Origin of the sequence: Myxococcus sp. MISCRS1 (assembly GCF_026626605.1) — a bacterium.
GTDB classification, from domain to species: Bacteria; Myxococcota; Myxococcia; order Myxococcales; family Myxococcaceae; genus Myxococcus; species Myxococcus fulvus.
In genome coordinates, this window is the sequence record NZ_JAPNKB010000001.1 from 5,888,540 (window position 1) to 5,903,020 (window position 14,481).

Sequence of the window (14,481 nt, forward strand, 5' to 3'; positions counted from 1 at the left end):
TACCCTGGCTGCTCGGCATAAGACACACTGCGCGCCATGCCCAACCTGCTCCGTCCGGTGGCGCTGGCCACCGTTGCCCTGTTGTCCGCATGCGGTGCCCGGCAGACCCCGCCGGCCACCGAGCCCGTGGCGACCACCGCCGCGGCTCCCTCCACCGCGGCCCCCACGCCGCCCACGCTGCGCCTGCCCAAGGACGTGCGTCCCAAGGGCTACGCCGTGGAGCTCACCCTGGACCCGAAGGCCTCCGCCTTCCAGGGCGTCGCGGAAATCGGCCTCGACGTGTCGAAGCCCACCACCGTCGTGTGGCTGCACGGCAAGAACCTCACCGTGAAGCAGGCCACGCTGACGCAAGGAGGCACGCCGCGCGAGGCGACCGTGCACCGGAGCGAGGCGGGAGACTTCCTGGGCTTCTCCGTGAAGGAGCCGCTGACGCTGGGCACCGCGAAGCTGCGCGTCGTCTACGAGGGCATCGCCTCCGAGAAGGAGACGGATGGCGCCTTCCGCGTGAACGAGGGCGGTGACTGGTATGTCTTCACCCAGTTCGAGCCCATCGACGCGCGCCGCGTCTTCCCCTGCTTCGACGAGCCCGAGTTCAAGGTGCCCTGGCAGTTCACCTTCCACGTGCCCGCGGGCAACGTGGCCGTCACCAACACGCCGCAGCTGGCAGAGGAGGCCCGCCCCGACGGCGGCCGCACCTACCGCTTCGGCCGCACGCAGCCCCTGCCCAGCTACCTCATCGCCTTCGGCGTGGGCCCGTTCGACTTCCTGGAGGCGGCCGACTCCGGACAGAAGAAGGTGAAGACGCGCATCATCACCCCGCGCGGCCGCACCGTGGAGGGCACGTACGCCGCCAAGGTGACGCCCGAAATCCTCGCCGCGCTGGAGGCGTACTTCGGCATCCCCTACGCATACGAGAAGCTGGACGTCATCGCGGTGCCGCTGCTCGGCGGCGCCATGGAGCACCCGGGCCTGGTGACGTTCAACTCGCAGCTCATGCTGTCCAAGCCGGAGGAGGACTCCATCGGCCGCCAGCGCGCCTTCTCGGAGACGCAGGTGCACGAGCTGGGGCACCAGTGGTTCGGCAACCTCGTCACCCTGGCGTGGTGGGACGACCTGTGGCTCAACGAGTCCTTCGCGTCCTGGGTGACGCCGCGCATCGTCGAGTCCTGGCAGCCGACGTGGGACGCGCCGGTGGAGCGCGTGCAGGACCGCAGCCGCTCGCTGGACGCCGACAGCCTCTTGTCCGCGCGCCGCATCCGCCAGCCCATCGACAGCGCCAATGACATCCACAACGCCTTCGACGGCATCACCTACGGCAAGGGCTCCGCGGTGCTGACCATGACGGAGGAGTGGCTGGGGCGCGAGGTGTTCCGCAAGGGCATCCAGCGCTACATGAAGAAGCACGCGCACGCCAACGCCACGGCGAAGGACTTCCTGGACGCGCTGTCGGCGGAGGCCGGGCAGGACGTGACGGGCGTCTTGAGCACGTTCCTGGACCAGGGCGGCGCGCCGCTGGTGACGGCGACGCTCGAGTGTGGCGCGGGCCAGCCCAAGGTGGTGCTCACCCAGCAGCGCTACCTGCGCCTGGGCTCGAAGGCGCCGGGGCCGCAGACGTGGAAGGTGCCCGTGTGCGTGAAGTACGCGGTGGGCAACAAGGACGCGAAGGCGTGCACGGTGCTGGAGGGCGAGCGCGCCGAGGTGGCCCTGACGGAGGCGAAGACGTGCCCGGCCTGGGTGTTCCCCAACGCGGAGGGCGCGGGGTTCTTCCGCATCCAGCTGGCGGGCGAGGCGGCGAAGAAGCTGACGAAGGCGGGCATGGCGAGGCTGTCGCGCGCGGAGCGGGTGGCGCTCTTGGGCGACGTGCGGGCGCTGGCGCTGGCCGGGGCGCTGCCGGCCTCGGAGGCGCTGGCCCTGGCGGAGCGCTCGGCGCACGACCCGGACCGGGTCATCGTCGAGAGCACCATGGAGATGCTGGACCTGGTGAGCACGCGGCTGCTGCCGGAGAGCCGGCATGCGGACCGGGCGCGCTTCCTGCGCGAGACGTACGGCCCCCGGGCCCGGGAGCTCGGCTTCACGCCGCGCAAGGGCGAGAGCGAGGACACGCGGCTGTTGCGTCCCCGCGTCATCCGGCTCGCGGGCCGCGACGGCGCGGACCCGAAGCTGGTGGCGGAGGCGAAGGGGCTCGCGGACAAGTGGCTCGTCAACCCCGCGGCGGTGGACCCGGAGATGGTGGACGCGGTGCTCTCCATCGCCTCGGCGCACGGGGACGCGGCCTTCCAGCAGAAGCTGCTGACGGCGGTGCGCTCGGAGAAGGACCGCTCGCGGCGCGGGGACATGATTCTGGCGCTGAGCGGCTTCGTCGACCCGGAGCTGGTGAAGCAGAACCTGGGGCTCGTGTTCGAGAAGGGGATGGACCCGCGCGAGACGGTGTGGATGGCGTTCGCGGCCTCGCAGCACGTGAAGACGCAGGGCGTGGCGTTCGACTTCGTGACGAAGAACTACGACAAGCTCGTGGGCGACTCGCCGGACGCGCTCCTGCCGCAGGACGCGGCGGGGCGGCTGTCCTTCGTGGGCCGCGCGTTCTGCGGTGAGGAGCAGCGCAAGGCGCTGGCGGAGTTCTTCACGCCGCGCGCCGAGAAGGCCCCGGGGGGGCCTCGCACGCTGGCGCAGGTGCTGGAGTCGGTGGACCAGTGCGTGGCGCTGAAGGCCGCGCAGGCCCAGAGCGTCGAGTCGTTCCTCGACGGCCGCGTCACCCACCCCCAGCCGAAGCTGCAGAAGACGCGCTGAGCTCGGCGTCACACAAGCCCGGAGGGCCTTCGCGGCCTCCCGGGCGGGCAGGCCCCGCGACGTCGCGCGCGGGGCCTGTCGTCGCGGGCGGGCCGACTACTTCCGGCCGCGCGACATGAACGCCATGAAGGCCTCCTGGGCCTCCGTGGAGCCCAGGCGCTCGATGAACTTCGCGCCCTCGCGCGCGAGCGTGGCGTGGGTCTGCTCGCGCAGCGGGCCGCGAATCAGCTCCTTCGTCACGCGCACGGCCTCCGCGGGGCGGGAGGCCAGGGTGCGGGCGCGCTCGGTGGCGACCTCGTGGAGGCTCGTGTCGGGGACGACCTTGTTGATGATGCCGGCGCGCAGGGCGGTGGCCGCGTCGAAGGGCTCGCCGAACAGGAGCAGCTCGCTGGCCAGCGCGTAGCCGGCCATGCGCGGCAACAGCAGGCTGCTGGCGCCCTCGGCGCACAGGCCCAGCTGCACGAAGGGCATGTGGAAGCGCGCGCGCTCGGTGGCGATGACGTAGTCGCAGTGCAGCAGCATGGTGGTGCCGATGCCCACCGCCGGGCCGTCCACCGCCGCGAGCACGGGCTTGGGCGCGTCCACCAGCGCCTTGAGGAAGAGGAACACGGCGCTGTCCTCGCCCGCGGGCGGGTGCTCCATGAAGTCGCCGATGTCGTTGCCCGCGGTGAAGACGGTGCCGGCGCCGATGAGCAGCACCGCGCGGACCTCGTCGTCCGTCGCCGCCTGCTGGAGCGCGGCGGTGGCCGCCTCGTACATCGCATGCGTGAAGGCGTTCTTCTTCTCGGGTCGGTTGAAGGTGAGGGTGAGGACCCCCGCTTCCCGCTTCGTCAGCAACGTGTCGGACATGGCGCCGGAGCCTAGACCGACTCGCGCCGGGGCGCGGGCGGAACTTGCGGCCCACCCCGCGTGTGCTCCGTCTCCCTACGCGAAGCGGCTCAGGGCCGCAGCGCGCGGGCCACCAGCGGCGCGAGCGTCACCACCCTGTGCTCGATGGGCAGCCCCGAGCGCGGCTCCACGCTGTCGGTGGAGACCAGCTGCCCCAGGGGCAGCGTGCGCAGGCGCTCCACCGCCGGGCCCACGAGCAGCGCGTGTGTCGTCACCACCGTGAGGTCGTCCGCGCAGCCCGCGTCGCGCAGCGTGCCCGCCGCCGCCACCAGCGTGCCGCCGGTGGACACCATGTCGTCGACCAGGATGGGGCGCTTGCCCCGCACCTCGCCCATGAGGCCGCTGGCGTGCACCTGGTCCCCGCTCAGGCGCACCTTGTGAATCACCGCCCAGGGACGCCCGAGCAGCCGCGCCAGCGCCTCCGCGCGCTTCACCGCGCCCAGGTCCGGCGCCACCACCACGGACGTGTCGCTCACCCTGGGCAAGAGCGCGTCCGCGAGCAGCGGCAGCGCGGTGAGGTGCTCCAGGGGCGAGTCGAAGCACCCCTCCAGCGCGGGGCTGTGCAGGTCCACCACCAGCACCCGCGCGAAGCGGCCCTGGGACAGCATGTCCGCCACCAGCCGGCCACCCAGGGGCTCGCCGGGCCGGGCGCGCCGGTCCTGTCGCGCGTAGCCCAGGTAGGGCACCACCGCCTCCAGCCGCGCCGCGCCGGCCCGCCAGCACGCGTCCGCCATCAGGAGCAGCTCCAGCAGGTGCTCCCCCGCGGGCGGCGTCAGCGACTGCACCAGCACCACCGTGCGGCCCCGCACCGAGGCGGGCACCTCCAGGTGCATCTCCCCATCCGGGAAGCGCTCGAAGTGACAGTCGGCGAGGGGCACGCCCAGGGCCAGGGCGAGCTCCCGTCCGAGGTGCGGACTGGCGGTGCCGGTGAGGAGGAGGGGGTCCATGGGCCGCACCCTAGCGCGCCCGGTGCCCCGGAGCGCGGGCCCCCGCCGTCCGCCCCGGGCACATGCCTCCAGGCGGGCCGTGGGTCGCCCCTCCGGCGCAAGCAGGCCGGGCCGTGCTTTTCCTTGGGAGCATGGAGGATGACGCATGCGCTTTCGCGACAGGGCCGATGCCGGACGCAGGCTGGCGGCCACGCTCTTGCCCTACCGGGGCTCCAACGTGCGCGTGTTGGGGCTGGCCCGGGGCGGCGTCCGGGTGGCGTACGAGGTGGCCCGCGCGTTGGAGGTCCCCCTGGACATCTGGGTCTCGCGGCGACTGAGCATCCCCGGCCGGGTGATGACGCTGGGCGCGGTCTCCGAGAACGGCGCCCGGTTCCTGCTCTCGGATTCCCTGCGCCTTATGCCCATGCCCCGCGCGGAGGTCGACGCCCTGGTGTCCGACGAGGCGGCCGAGGTGGACGCGCAGGTGCGGCGCCTGCGCGGGCGGGCCCAACCGGAGCTGGGCGGCTGCACGGTCATCCTGGTGGATGACGGCGTGCTGACGGGCGCCACGGCCGCCGCCGCGCTCGTCGCCTTGCGACAGTTGCACCCGGCGCGCCTGGTGATGGCCACGCCCGTGGCGTCGCCGCGAGGGCTGGAGGTGGTGCGCGCGGAGGCGGACCAGGTGTCGTGCGTGGAGACGGAGCCGGGCCTGCGCACCGTGGCCGAGGCGTACGACGACTTCCGCGCGTTCCCGGACGTGGAGCTGCAGAGCCTGGTGGAGCGCTCGCGCCAGCCGCCGTGGCGCTCGCGCTCGGTGCTGGAGTCCGCGGACCCGGGCGGCTCCTGGATGTGAGTCGTGAGCCGTGACGCGTTCTGGAGTCCCCCGCAATCCAACAAGAGGTCCGCCGCGATGACGACCGAGGTCAGTCTGGACGTGGACGTTCGCGAGGTGAGGGTCCGCTCCGGTCACGCGGAGCTGGGAGGCAGCCTGGGGGTTCCGCCCGGCGCGCGCGGGCTGGTGGTCTTCGCGCACGGCAGCGGCAGCAGCCGGTTCAGCCCGCGCAACGTCGCCGTCGCGCGCGGCCTGCGCGAGGCGGGGCTGGGCACGCTGCTGTTCGATCTGCTCACCGAGGACGAGGAGGCGATGGACCTGGGCACCGGCGAGCTGCGCTTCGACATCCCGTTCCTCGCGCGGCGGCTCATCGCGGTGACGCGCTGGGCGCGCACGCAGCCGGAGCTGGCGGGGCTGGGCCTGGGCTACTTCGGCTCCAGCACGGGCGCGGCGGCGGCGCTGCTGGCGGCGGCGCTGCATCCCGGGGACGTCCAGGCGGTGGTGTCGCGCGGCGGCAGGCCCGAGCTGGCCGGGCCCGCGCTCGGGCGGGTGCGCGCGCCCACGCTCCTTCTGGTGGGGAGCCTGGACGTGGACGTGCTCGAGCTGAACCAGGAGGCGTTCGACGAGCTGCTCTGCGCCAAGTCCCTGGTCGTCATCCCCGGCGCCACGCACCTGTTCGAGGAGCCCGGCGCGCTGGGGGACGTGGCGCGCCGCGCGGCCGACTGGTTCTCCCGCCACCTGGACGCCCCCGGGTTCGCCGCGCGCGAGTGAGGTCGTCCTGGGGACTCGCGGTGCGACGGCGCGCGGACGGGCCGTGGACCGTCGGGGGCTCGCGCCGGAGCCAAGCTTTGGCGCACCGCCCGGACGCGCGGGCTGCTATAGGCAGGTGCATGCCCTCGCGTGAACCACGCTTCGTCTGGTTGGACCTGGAGATGACCGGGTTGGACCCCGAGTCCTGCGCCATCATCGAGATTGGCGTCATCATCACCGGCCCCGACCTGCGCCCGCTCGCGGAAATCGAGCGGGTCATCTGGCAGCCGGAGGAGGTGCTCCTGCGCATGGAGCCCGTCGTGCGCGAGATGCACACGCGCAACGGCCTTCTGGAGAAGGTGCGCGCCTCCAGCACCTCGCTGCGCGTGGCCGAGCGCGAGGTGACGGCGCTGGTGGCCGAGCACTGCCCGCTGGGCGAGGGCGTGCTGGCCGGCAACTCCATCCACACCGACCGCCGCTTCCTGTTCCAGTACATGCCGCTGCTCGAGCGCTACCTGCACTACCGCATGGTGGACGTCACGAGCCTCAAGGTCCTCACGCGCGCCTGGTACCCGAACCTCGTCGAGCCGCGCAAGCCGCCCTCCGGGCACACCGCGCTCGCGGACCTGCGCTCGAGCATCAACGAGCTCCAGTACTACCGGGACACGCTCTTCCGCGCGACGCCGGGCTGAGCGGCGTCACGCTCGAGGGCCTCAGCCCTGGGAGCCCTCGCCGCTCCCGGGCACGGGCGGTCCGTTGGGGCCGCCCAGGAGCTCGCTGATGGTGTCCAGCAGCAGGTCCAGCTCGAAGGGCTTGGCCAGGAACCTCGCGCTGGAGCGCCGCTCCTCGTCGGAGATGCGCCCGGCGCTCATGACGACGACGGGGATGGACTTCAGGGCGGGGTCGTCGCGCATGCGGCGCAGCATCTCCCGCCCGTCCATCACCGGCATCATCAGGTCCAGCAGCACCAGGTCCGGCTTGATGTCCGCCATCCGCTGGAGCCCCTCCGCGCCGTTGAAGGCGGTGAGGATGCCGTAGCCCTCCACGGAGAGGATGTCCTGGAGCGCCTCGACGATGGCCAGCTCGTCATCGACGATGAGCAGCCGCTTCATCGAAGCCCTTCCTCCCTTCGCCAGGCGCCCTCGGCGCGCTCATGGGCCGCATCTCGCCAGACGTCATTCCACCCGCGCGCCCCTGGGCGCAAAGCTAGGGGAAAGTCCGGCGCAAGCCACGCATTTGCGTGAGGTGTGTTCGGAATATTGCGCTCGAGGTGGCTCACCGCAGGCGCGCTCGCAGCAGGTGTTTCTGCACCTTGCCCAGCGCGTTTCGCGGCAGGGAGTCCATGAAGACGACGCGGCGGGGCTTCTTGAAGCTGGCCAGCCGGTCCTTGCACCACTCCACCAGCGCCTGGGCCTCCGGGGCGTGCACGCCCGGCGGGGGCACCACCACGGCGACCACCTGCTCGCCGTAGTCCGCGTCCGGCAGGCCCAGCACCGCCACCTCGGCCACGCCCGGGTGGGTGGCGAGCACCTCCTCCACCTCGCGCGGGTACACGTTGAAGCCCCCGCAGATGATGAGCTCGCGCGCCCGCCCGGTGATGCGCAGGTAGCCGTCCGCGTCGAGCTCGCCCAAATCCCCGGTGTGGAACCACCCCTCCGAGTCGAACGACTCGCTCGTCGCGTCCGGACGCCGCCAGTAGCCGGCGAAGACGTGGGGGCCGCGGACCTCGATTTCCCCCGTCTCGCCCTGGGGCAGCGGGCGGCGGGTGCGCACGTCCACCACGCGGGCCTCCTGGCCGGGGAAGGGGAAGCCCACCGTGCCGGGGCGGCGCTCGCCGTCGTACGGGTTGGTGGTGTTCATGATGGTTTCCGTCATGCCGTAGCGCTCGAGGATGCGCGCGCCGAAGTCGTGCTCGATGTCATGGAACAGCTGGGGGCTCAGGGGCGCCGAGCCGGAGACCCAGAGCCTCAGCTCCCGGGGCTTCACGCCCGTGCGTCGCGACTCCTCCAGCAATCGTCCATACATGGTGGGCACACCAAAGAACATCGTCAGCGACGTGTCATCGCGCAACGTCGCCAGCGCGTCGGTGGCCACGAAGCGCCGGTGCAGCTCCAGGCTCGCGCCCGTGTACAGCGTGCCGTGCAGGCCCACCATCAAGCCGTGCGTGTGGAACAACGGCAGGGTGTGCAGCAGCCGGTCCGCCGCCGTCCACCGCCACGCCTCGGTGACGGCCTTGACGTTGGCCAGCAGGTTCCTGTGCAGCAGCATGGCGCCCTTGGAGCGCCCCGTGGTGCCGGACGTGTAGCCCAGCACCGCCAGGTCCTCGGGCCGCGGCAGCGCCAGCGCCAGCGTGGACTGGCTCCCCTCGGTGACGAGCGTGTCGAAGTCGATGACCTCCAGCGACGCGGGCGGCGTCACCGTGGGCGCCTCCACCGTCACCAGCCACTGCAGCGTGGGCAGCTGCTCGCGCAGCGGCGCCAGCTCCGCCACGCCCGCCGCGCCGGTGACACACGTGTGCACCTCCGCGTCCGCCAGGATGTGGGCCAGCTCCACCTGGCGATACGCCGTGTTCACCAGCACCACCACGCCCCCCGCGTACTGCACGCCCAGGTAGGCGACGATGAAGCTCGGGCTGTTCTCCAGGAAGAGCGCCACGCGCTCGCCCGGTTGCAGGCCGCGCTGGCGAAGTCCCCGGGCGAGCGCCGCGACGCGCGCGGCCAGCTCTCCGTAGGAGGTCGACTCACGCTCGAACGTGAGCAGCGGCCGTGCTGGCGCGCCGTGGGCGTGGTCCAGGAAGGCCTCGAGCAGGGACGAAGTCATTCGCACCGCAGCCTACTGCCGTGGCTTCGTCTGGGAACAAGCTGTGAGTCAATTTTGACGCTCTAGAATGGTATTAACTGCATAGTCTGCAATTCTAGTCGACGCTGACCTCACCCGGGAGACGGGGAGTGTTTGCCGGGCCGGACGGCACGCGCATCCGGGTCGCGCGGTTGTTCGCTTCTGGGACATCACTTCGCGGAAGCGGGCACGGCCTGGGGCGAGGGAGGCCCTGCCTCCAACGATTCTGTGGGGTTGGTGCGCGAGGAGGTGTTGGCACGCGGCTCGCTCTAGGGCCTGGCGTGGACATTCCCAAAGCCAAGAAGCCTCGCCGCAAGCCCTGGGTCTTCGCCATCGGAGGCGCGCTCGCCCTCATCCTCGTCACGGTGGGGCTGGGCCGGCTGCGCCCCGCGGCGCCGTCGGTGGACCGGGCCTCGGTGTGGTTGGACACGGTGAAGCGCGGCCCCATGGTGCGCCAGGTGAAGGGCGCGGGCACGCTGGTGCCCGAGTACATCCGCTGGCTGACGGCGGACACGGCGGGGCGCGTGGAGCGCATCCACGTGCGGCCCGGCGCCGAGGTGAAGGCGGACACGCTCCTGATGGAGCTGTCCAACCCGGACGTGCAGCTGCAGATGCTGGAGGCCGAGCGGCAGCTGGCGAGCGCGGAGGCCGAGTACATCCAGCTGCGGATGACGCTGGAGACGCAGCGGCTGGCGCAGGAGGCGACGGTGGAGACGCTCACCGCGGAGTCCTCGGACGCCGCGCGCCGGGCGTCGGCGAACACGGCGCTGGCCCAGAAGGACCTCATCCCCGCGCTCGAGGCCCGGCAGCAGGGGGAGAAGGCGGGCGAGCTGACGCGCCGGCTGGAGTTGGAGCGCAAGAAGCTGACCGTGGTCGCCGCGAGCATGAAGGACCAGCTGGCCGCGCAGGCCGGACAGGTGGAGCGATTGAAAGCGGTCGCGCGCTTCCGTCGTACCCAGGTGGACTCGATGAAGGTGGTCGCCGGGGAGGATGGCGTGCTGCAGGAGCTGCCGTTGGAGCTGGGCCAGTGGGTGACGCCGGGCGTGCTGCTGGCGAAGGTGGTGAAGCCCGAGCGGCTCAAGGCGGAGCTGAGAATCGCCGAGACGCAGGCGCGCGACATCGTCCAGGGCCAGAAGGCGCTGGTGGATACGCGCAACGGCGTCGTCGAGGGCACGGTGGCGCGCGTGGCGCCGGCGGCCAGCCAGGGCACGGTGCGGGTGGAGGTGTCCCTGCCGGCCCAGCTGCCCCGGGGCGCGCGGCCGGACCTCACGGTGGAGGGCACGGTGGAGCTGGAGCGGCTGGCCAACGTGCTGTCGGTGGGGCGCCCGGCGGGCGCGCAGCCCAACGGGACGATGTCGCTCTTCCGTTTGATGCCAGGAAGCGACGAGGCCGTGCGGGTGCCGGTGCAGCTGGGCCGGGGCTCGGTGAATGCCGTGGAGGTGCTCCAGGGCCTCGCGGAAGGTGACCAGGTGGTGCTTTCGGACATGGCCGCGTGGGACGCGGTGGAGCGGGTGAGATTGCGATGACGACGACGACGAGCAGTGTGGAGACCCCCGCTTCCGAGGACGCGGCGGTGCTTTCGGGTGGACCGAAGGCGGACCCGAACAAGGCCCTCATCACGCTGGAGGGGCTGACGAAGGTGTTCGAGACGGAGGAGGTGGAGACGCACGCGCTCTCCAACATCCACCTCAACATCCGCCAGGGGGAGTGGGTGGCCATCGTCGGCCCGTCGGGCTCGGGCAAGTCGACGCTGCTGGCGGTGCTGGGGTTGCTCGACACGACGACGCGCGGCACGTACCTGCTGGACGGCAAGAGCGTGCTGGACCTGTCCGCCACGGACCGCGCGCTGGTGCGCAACCGGCACATCGGCTTCATCTTCCAGAGCTTCAACCTCATCGGCGATTTGACGGTGTTCGAGAACGTGGAGCTGCCGCTGACGTACCGGGGCATGCCCGCCGCCGAGCGCAAGCAGCGGGTGGAGCGCGCGCTGGAGAAGGTGGGCATGGCGCACCGCGCGCGGCACATGCCGGGCCAGCTCTCCGGTGGTCAGCAGCAGCGCGTGGCCGTGGCGCGCGCGGTGGCGGGAGACCCGCTCATCCTGCTGGCCGACGAGCCCACGGGCAACCTCGACTCGAAGAACGGCGAGGCGGTGATGCAGCTGCTCTCCGAGCTGCACAAGGCGGGCGCCACCATCTGCATGGTGACGCACGACCCCGCGCACGCGCGCACCGCCACGCGCACGGTGAGCCTCTTCGACGGCCGCATCGTGCAGGACGAGCAGCGCCGCTGACCGCCCGTCGTCCCCTTCGACACGCGGACTCCCCACCCATGGAAAACCTTCTTCAGGATGTCCGCCTGGCGCTGCGCTCGCTGCGCAAGAGCCCCGGCTTCACGCTGGTGGCGGTGCTGGCGCTGGCGCTGGGCATCGGCGCGAACAGCGCGGTCTTCAGCGTGGTGAACGGCGTGCTGCTGGTGCCGCCGCCCTTCGCGGCGCCGGACCGGCTGATGGACGTGTCGAACGACTTCGCCCGCGCGGGGCGCAAGGGGCTGACGTCCTCGGTGGCGGAGTACCAGGACGCCGCGAGGCTGCCCGTCGTCTTCTCCTCGGTGGCGGCGTACACGGATGACAGCGTGACGCTGACGGGCGTGGACACGCCGCAATCGCTGGTGATGGTGGAGGCCACCGCCTCCTTCCTGCCCACGCTCGGCGTGGCGCCCATGCTGGGCCGCAACTTCACCGAGGCGGAACAGACGCAGGGCAATGACCGGGTGGTGGTGCTCACGCACCAGACGTGGCGCGCGCACTTCTCCGAGGACCCGAGCGTGCTGGGACGCACGCTCCAGCTGAACGGAGAGCCGTACACCGTCATCGGCGTGCTGCCGCGCGGGGTGGCGTTCCCGGCGGGCTCGCAGCTGTACAAGCCCTTCGCGCCCTCGGCGGAGCTGGCGTCCGAGGACAAGCGCGACACGCGGTTCCTGGAGGTCATGGCCCGGCTGAAGCCCGGCGTGACGCTGGAGGCGGCGCGCGAGGACCTGGAGCGGGTGTCGCGGCAGCTCGCCCAGGAGCATCCGAAGTACGCGCAGGGCCAGCGCACCATCGCCCTGAAGTCGCTGGAGGACGAGGTGGTGGGCGAGGTGCGCGGGACGCTGTGGCTCTTGCTGGGCGCGGTGGGCTTCGTGCTGCTGGTGGCGTGCGGCAGCGTGGCGAACCTGCTGCTGGCCCGAGCCGCGGCGCGCGAGCGCGAGGTGTCCATCCGCGCGGCGCTGGGCGCGAACCGCGCGCGCCTGGTGGCGCAGTTCCTCACCGAGAGCCTGCTGCTGTCGCTCCTGGGCGGGGCGCTGGGGTTGCTCTTCGCGCTGTGGGGGACGGACGTGCTGCTCGCCTTCGTGGGTGACGCGTTGCCGCGCGCGGCCGAGGTGCGGCTGGAGGTGCGCTCGGTGCTGTTCACCGGTGGGGTGAGCCTGTTGTCGGGACTGGTGTTCGGGCTGGTGCCGGCGCTGCAGGCGAGCCGCGCGGACCTGAACGCGGCGATGCGCGAGGGCTCGCGCGGCACGGCGGGCGGGCGCTCCGGGAAGCTGCGCTCCGGGTTGGTGGTGGGGCAGGTGGCCTTCGCGCTGGTGCTGCTGGTGGGCGCGGGGTTGTTCGGCCGGAGCCTGCTGGCGCTGCTGTCGGTGGACCCCGGCTTCCGGCCCGAGGGCGTGCTCACCGCGCGGCTGACGCTGCCGGAGAACCGCTACGCGACGACGGAGCAGCAGGGCGCCTTCCAGCGCGAGCTCCTGACGCGCCTCCAGGCCCTGCCCGGCGTGGAGTCCGCGGGGCTCACCAACCTGCTGCCCCTGGGCCGCTCGGTGACGTTCGGCTTCGACATCGACGGGCGCACGAAGGGCCCCGACGAGGTGTGGCCCGCGGTTCAGCTGCGCACCGTGAGCCCGGACTACCTCTCCACGCTGGGCATGCGGCTGCGCGAGGGGCGGCTGCTCGAGGCGACGGACGTCCCGGGCACGGCGTGGGCGGTGGTCATCAACAAGACCTTCGCGGACGCGTACTGGCCCCAGGGCAACGCGCTGGGACAGCGGCTGAAGTTGAGGTACCCGAAGGCCGAGTGGGCCACGGTGGTGGGCATCGTCGAGGATGCGCGCGAGTGGGCCTTGGACAAGCCGGTGGTGCCCATGGCGTATTACTCGCTGCCGCAGCTGGGCGGCTCGCACCTGGCGCTCGCCGTGCGGACGAAGGCCGGGGCCCCGGAGGCGCTGCGCGCGGGCATCGCCGCCGAGCTGCGCCAGGTGGACGCGGACGTGCCGCTGTTCGGCGTGGCGCCGCTGACGCGGCTGGTGGACGAGTCCATCGGCGCGCGGCGACTGTCGGCGCTGCTCATGGGCCTGTTCGGCGGCACCGCGCTGCTCTTGGCGGCGCTGGGCCTCGCGGGCGTCATCGGCTACTCGGTGGCGCAGCGCACGCGGGAGCTGGGCATCCGCATGGCGCTGGGCGCGGCGCGCTCGGACGTGCTGTGGCTGGTGCTGCGCCAGGGCCTGAGCCTCGCGGGGCTGGGGGTGGTGCTGGGCCTGGGGTTGTCGCTGGGCCTCGCGCACCTCTTGCGCTCGCTGCTGTACGGCGTGGCCGCGTACGACGCGTGGACCTTCGCGGGCGTCGCGGCGCTGCTGGGCGCGGTGGCGCTGGCGGCGACGTGGCTGCCGGCGCGCCGGGCCACGCGCGTGGACCCCATCATCTCCTTGCGCTCCGAGTGAGCACGAAAGAAGCACGCACCATGACCACTCCCCTCATCTCCCTGCGCCAGGTCGAGAAGTCCTATCCCCTGGCGGGCGGCCGCACCTGGGTGCTGCGCAACATCGATTTGGACATCCAGGCCGGCGAGTTCGTCACGCTGATGGGCCCCTCCGGCGCGGGCAAGTCCACGCTGTTGTCCGTGCTGGGCATGCTCGACGCCGAGTGGAAGGGCGAGTACGTCCTGGACGGCCAGGCCGTGCACGCGATGAAGCCCAAGGAGCGCGGGGAGCTGTCCCGCCGCACCATCGGCTTCGTGTTCCAGCAGTACCACCTGCTCGACAACCTCACGGTGGCCGAGAACCTGGAGGTGCCGCTGTCCTACCGCAACCTCAAGCGCGGCGAGCGCGAGGCGCTGGTGGGCGACATGCTCGACCGCTTCCAGCTGGTGGGGAAGAAGGACCTGTTCCCCTCGCAGCTCTCCGGCGGTCAGCAGCAGCTGGTGGGCATCGCCCGCGCGCTCATCGCCACGCCCAAGGTCCTGTTGGCGGACGAGCCCACGGGCAACCTCCACTCGGCGCAGGCGAAGCACATCATGGAGGTGTTCCAGACGCTCAACCAGCAGGGCACCACCATCATCCAGGTGACGCACTCGGAGGCCAACGCGGCCTACGGCCACCGCATCATCCAGCTCGCTGACGGCTGGCTCCAGAAGTCCTGAGAGTTTCGCGAGGAAC

12 protein-coding genes are annotated in these 14,481 nt (G+C 72.0%); 8 read left to right on the plus strand and 4 right to left on the minus strand.

Annotation, left to right across the window (positions count from 1 at the left end):
* Positions 1 to 36 precede the first annotated feature (36 nt).
* Positions 37 to 2,787 (plus strand): M1 family metallopeptidase, encoded by a 2,751-nt coding sequence (locus OWM54_RS23350; protein ID WP_267698910.1) that lies wholly within the window; start codon positions 37 to 39, stop codon positions 2,785 to 2,787.
* Between the two features lie 96 nt (positions 2,788 to 2,883).
* On the opposite strand, the gene OWM54_RS23355 is transcribed toward OWM54_RS23350, so the two are convergent.
* Together OWM54_RS23355 and OWM54_RS23360 are read right to left on the minus strand one after the other, a co-directional pair.
* The gene (locus OWM54_RS23355) at positions 2,884 to 3,636 is read right to left on the minus strand and encodes an enoyl-CoA hydratase (RefSeq protein ID WP_267698911.1); all 753 of its coding nucleotides are present in this window, start codon (positions 3,634 to 3,636) and stop codon (positions 2,884 to 2,886) included.
* 89 nt (positions 3,637 to 3,725) lie between these two features.
* Positions 3,726 to 4,631, minus strand: a complete 906-nt coding sequence (locus OWM54_RS23360) for a ribose-phosphate diphosphokinase (protein WP_223750408.1) — start codon at positions 4,629 to 4,631, stop codon at positions 3,726 to 3,728.
* A gap of 136 nt (positions 4,632 to 4,767) precedes the next feature.
* Between OWM54_RS23360 and OWM54_RS23365 the strand changes: the two genes are divergently transcribed.
* From OWM54_RS23365 to orn, 3 genes are all read left to right on the plus strand, one after another.
* A complete protein-coding gene (locus OWM54_RS23365; RefSeq protein WP_267698912.1) occupies positions 4,768 to 5,454 on the plus strand; it encodes a phosphoribosyltransferase in 687 nt (228 codons plus the stop codon).
* 57 nt (positions 5,455 to 5,511) lie between these two features.
* Positions 5,512 to 6,204: a dienelactone hydrolase family protein gene (locus OWM54_RS23370; protein ID WP_267698913.1), complete on the plus strand. Its 693-nt coding sequence runs from the start codon at positions 5,512 to 5,514 to the stop codon at positions 6,202 to 6,204.
* A 119-nt stretch (positions 6,205 to 6,323) separates the two neighbouring features.
* The gene (gene orn, locus OWM54_RS23375; RefSeq protein ID WP_046716931.1) at positions 6,324 to 6,875 is read left to right on the plus strand and encodes an oligoribonuclease; all 552 of its coding nucleotides are present in this window, start codon (positions 6,324 to 6,326) and stop codon (positions 6,873 to 6,875) included.
* Between the two features lie 21 nt (positions 6,876 to 6,896).
* On the opposite strand, the gene OWM54_RS23380 is transcribed toward orn, so the two are convergent.
* The gene (locus tag OWM54_RS23380) at positions 6,897 to 7,295 is read right to left on the minus strand and encodes a response regulator (RefSeq protein ID WP_267698914.1); all 399 of its coding nucleotides are present in this window, start codon (positions 7,293 to 7,295) and stop codon (positions 6,897 to 6,899) included.
* Between the two features lie 163 nt (positions 7,296 to 7,458).
* Positions 7,459 to 9,003: an AMP-binding protein gene (locus tag OWM54_RS23385; RefSeq protein WP_141330564.1), complete on the minus strand. Its 1,545-nt coding sequence runs from the start codon at positions 9,001 to 9,003 to the stop codon at positions 7,459 to 7,461.
* 299 nt (positions 9,004 to 9,302) lie between these two features.
* Between OWM54_RS23385 and OWM54_RS23390 the strand changes: the two genes are divergently transcribed.
* Genes OWM54_RS23390 through OWM54_RS23405 form a run of 4 tightly spaced genes read left to right on the plus strand, consistent with a single transcriptional unit; the run spans position 9,303 to position 14,465 of the window.
* A complete protein-coding gene (locus tag OWM54_RS23390; protein WP_223750404.1) occupies positions 9,303 to 10,547 on the plus strand; it encodes an efflux RND transporter periplasmic adaptor subunit in 1,245 nt (414 codons plus the stop codon).
* Entirely contained in the window at positions 10,544 to 11,311 is a 768-nt protein-coding gene (locus OWM54_RS23395) for an ABC transporter ATP-binding protein (RefSeq protein ID WP_046716927.1), read from the plus strand. Before OWM54_RS23390 ends, OWM54_RS23395 begins: the two co-directional genes overlap by 4 nt.
* Positions 11,312 to 11,349: 38 nt before the next feature.
* Positions 11,350 to 13,767, plus strand: a complete 2,418-nt coding sequence (locus OWM54_RS23400) for an ABC transporter permease (protein ID WP_223750402.1) — start codon at positions 11,350 to 11,352, stop codon at positions 13,765 to 13,767.
* 20 nt (positions 13,768 to 13,787) lie between these two features.
* A complete protein-coding gene (locus OWM54_RS23405) occupies positions 13,788 to 14,465 on the plus strand; it encodes an ABC transporter ATP-binding protein (protein ID WP_267698915.1) in 678 nt (225 codons plus the stop codon).
* The last annotated feature ends 16 nt before the right edge of the window (positions 14,466 to 14,481 follow it).

Coding starts and splice junctions, on each gene's coding strand:
- OWM54_RS23350 (WP_267698910.1), top strand. CDS start 37: ATGCCCAACCTGCTCCGTCCGGTGGCGCTGGCCACCGTTGCCCTGTTG.
- OWM54_RS23355 (WP_267698911.1), bottom strand. CDS start 3,636: ATGTCCGACACGTTGCTGACGAAGCGGGAAGCGGGGGTCCTCACCCTC.
- OWM54_RS23365 (WP_267698912.1), top strand. CDS start 4,768: ATGCGCTTTCGCGACAGGGCCGATGCCGGACGCAGGCTGGCGGCCACG.
- OWM54_RS23370 (WP_267698913.1), top strand. CDS start 5,512: ATGACGACCGAGGTCAGTCTGGACGTGGACGTTCGCGAGGTGAGGGTC.
- orn (WP_046716931.1), top strand. CDS start 6,324: ATGCCCTCGCGTGAACCACGCTTCGTCTGGTTGGACCTGGAGATGACC.
- OWM54_RS23380 (WP_267698914.1), bottom strand. CDS start 7,295: ATGAAGCGGCTGCTCATCGTCGATGACGAGCTGGCCATCGTCGAGGCG.
- OWM54_RS23385 (WP_141330564.1), bottom strand. CDS start 9,003: ATGACTTCGTCCCTGCTCGAGGCCTTCCTGGACCACGCCCACGGCGCG.
- OWM54_RS23395 (WP_046716927.1), top strand. CDS start 10,544: ATGACGACGACGACGAGCAGTGTGGAGACCCCCGCTTCCGAGGACGCG.
- OWM54_RS23400 (WP_223750402.1), top strand. CDS start 11,350: ATGGAAAACCTTCTTCAGGATGTCCGCCTGGCGCTGCGCTCGCTGCGC.
- OWM54_RS23405 (WP_267698915.1), top strand. CDS start 13,788: ATGACCACTCCCCTCATCTCCCTGCGCCAGGTCGAGAAGTCCTATCCC.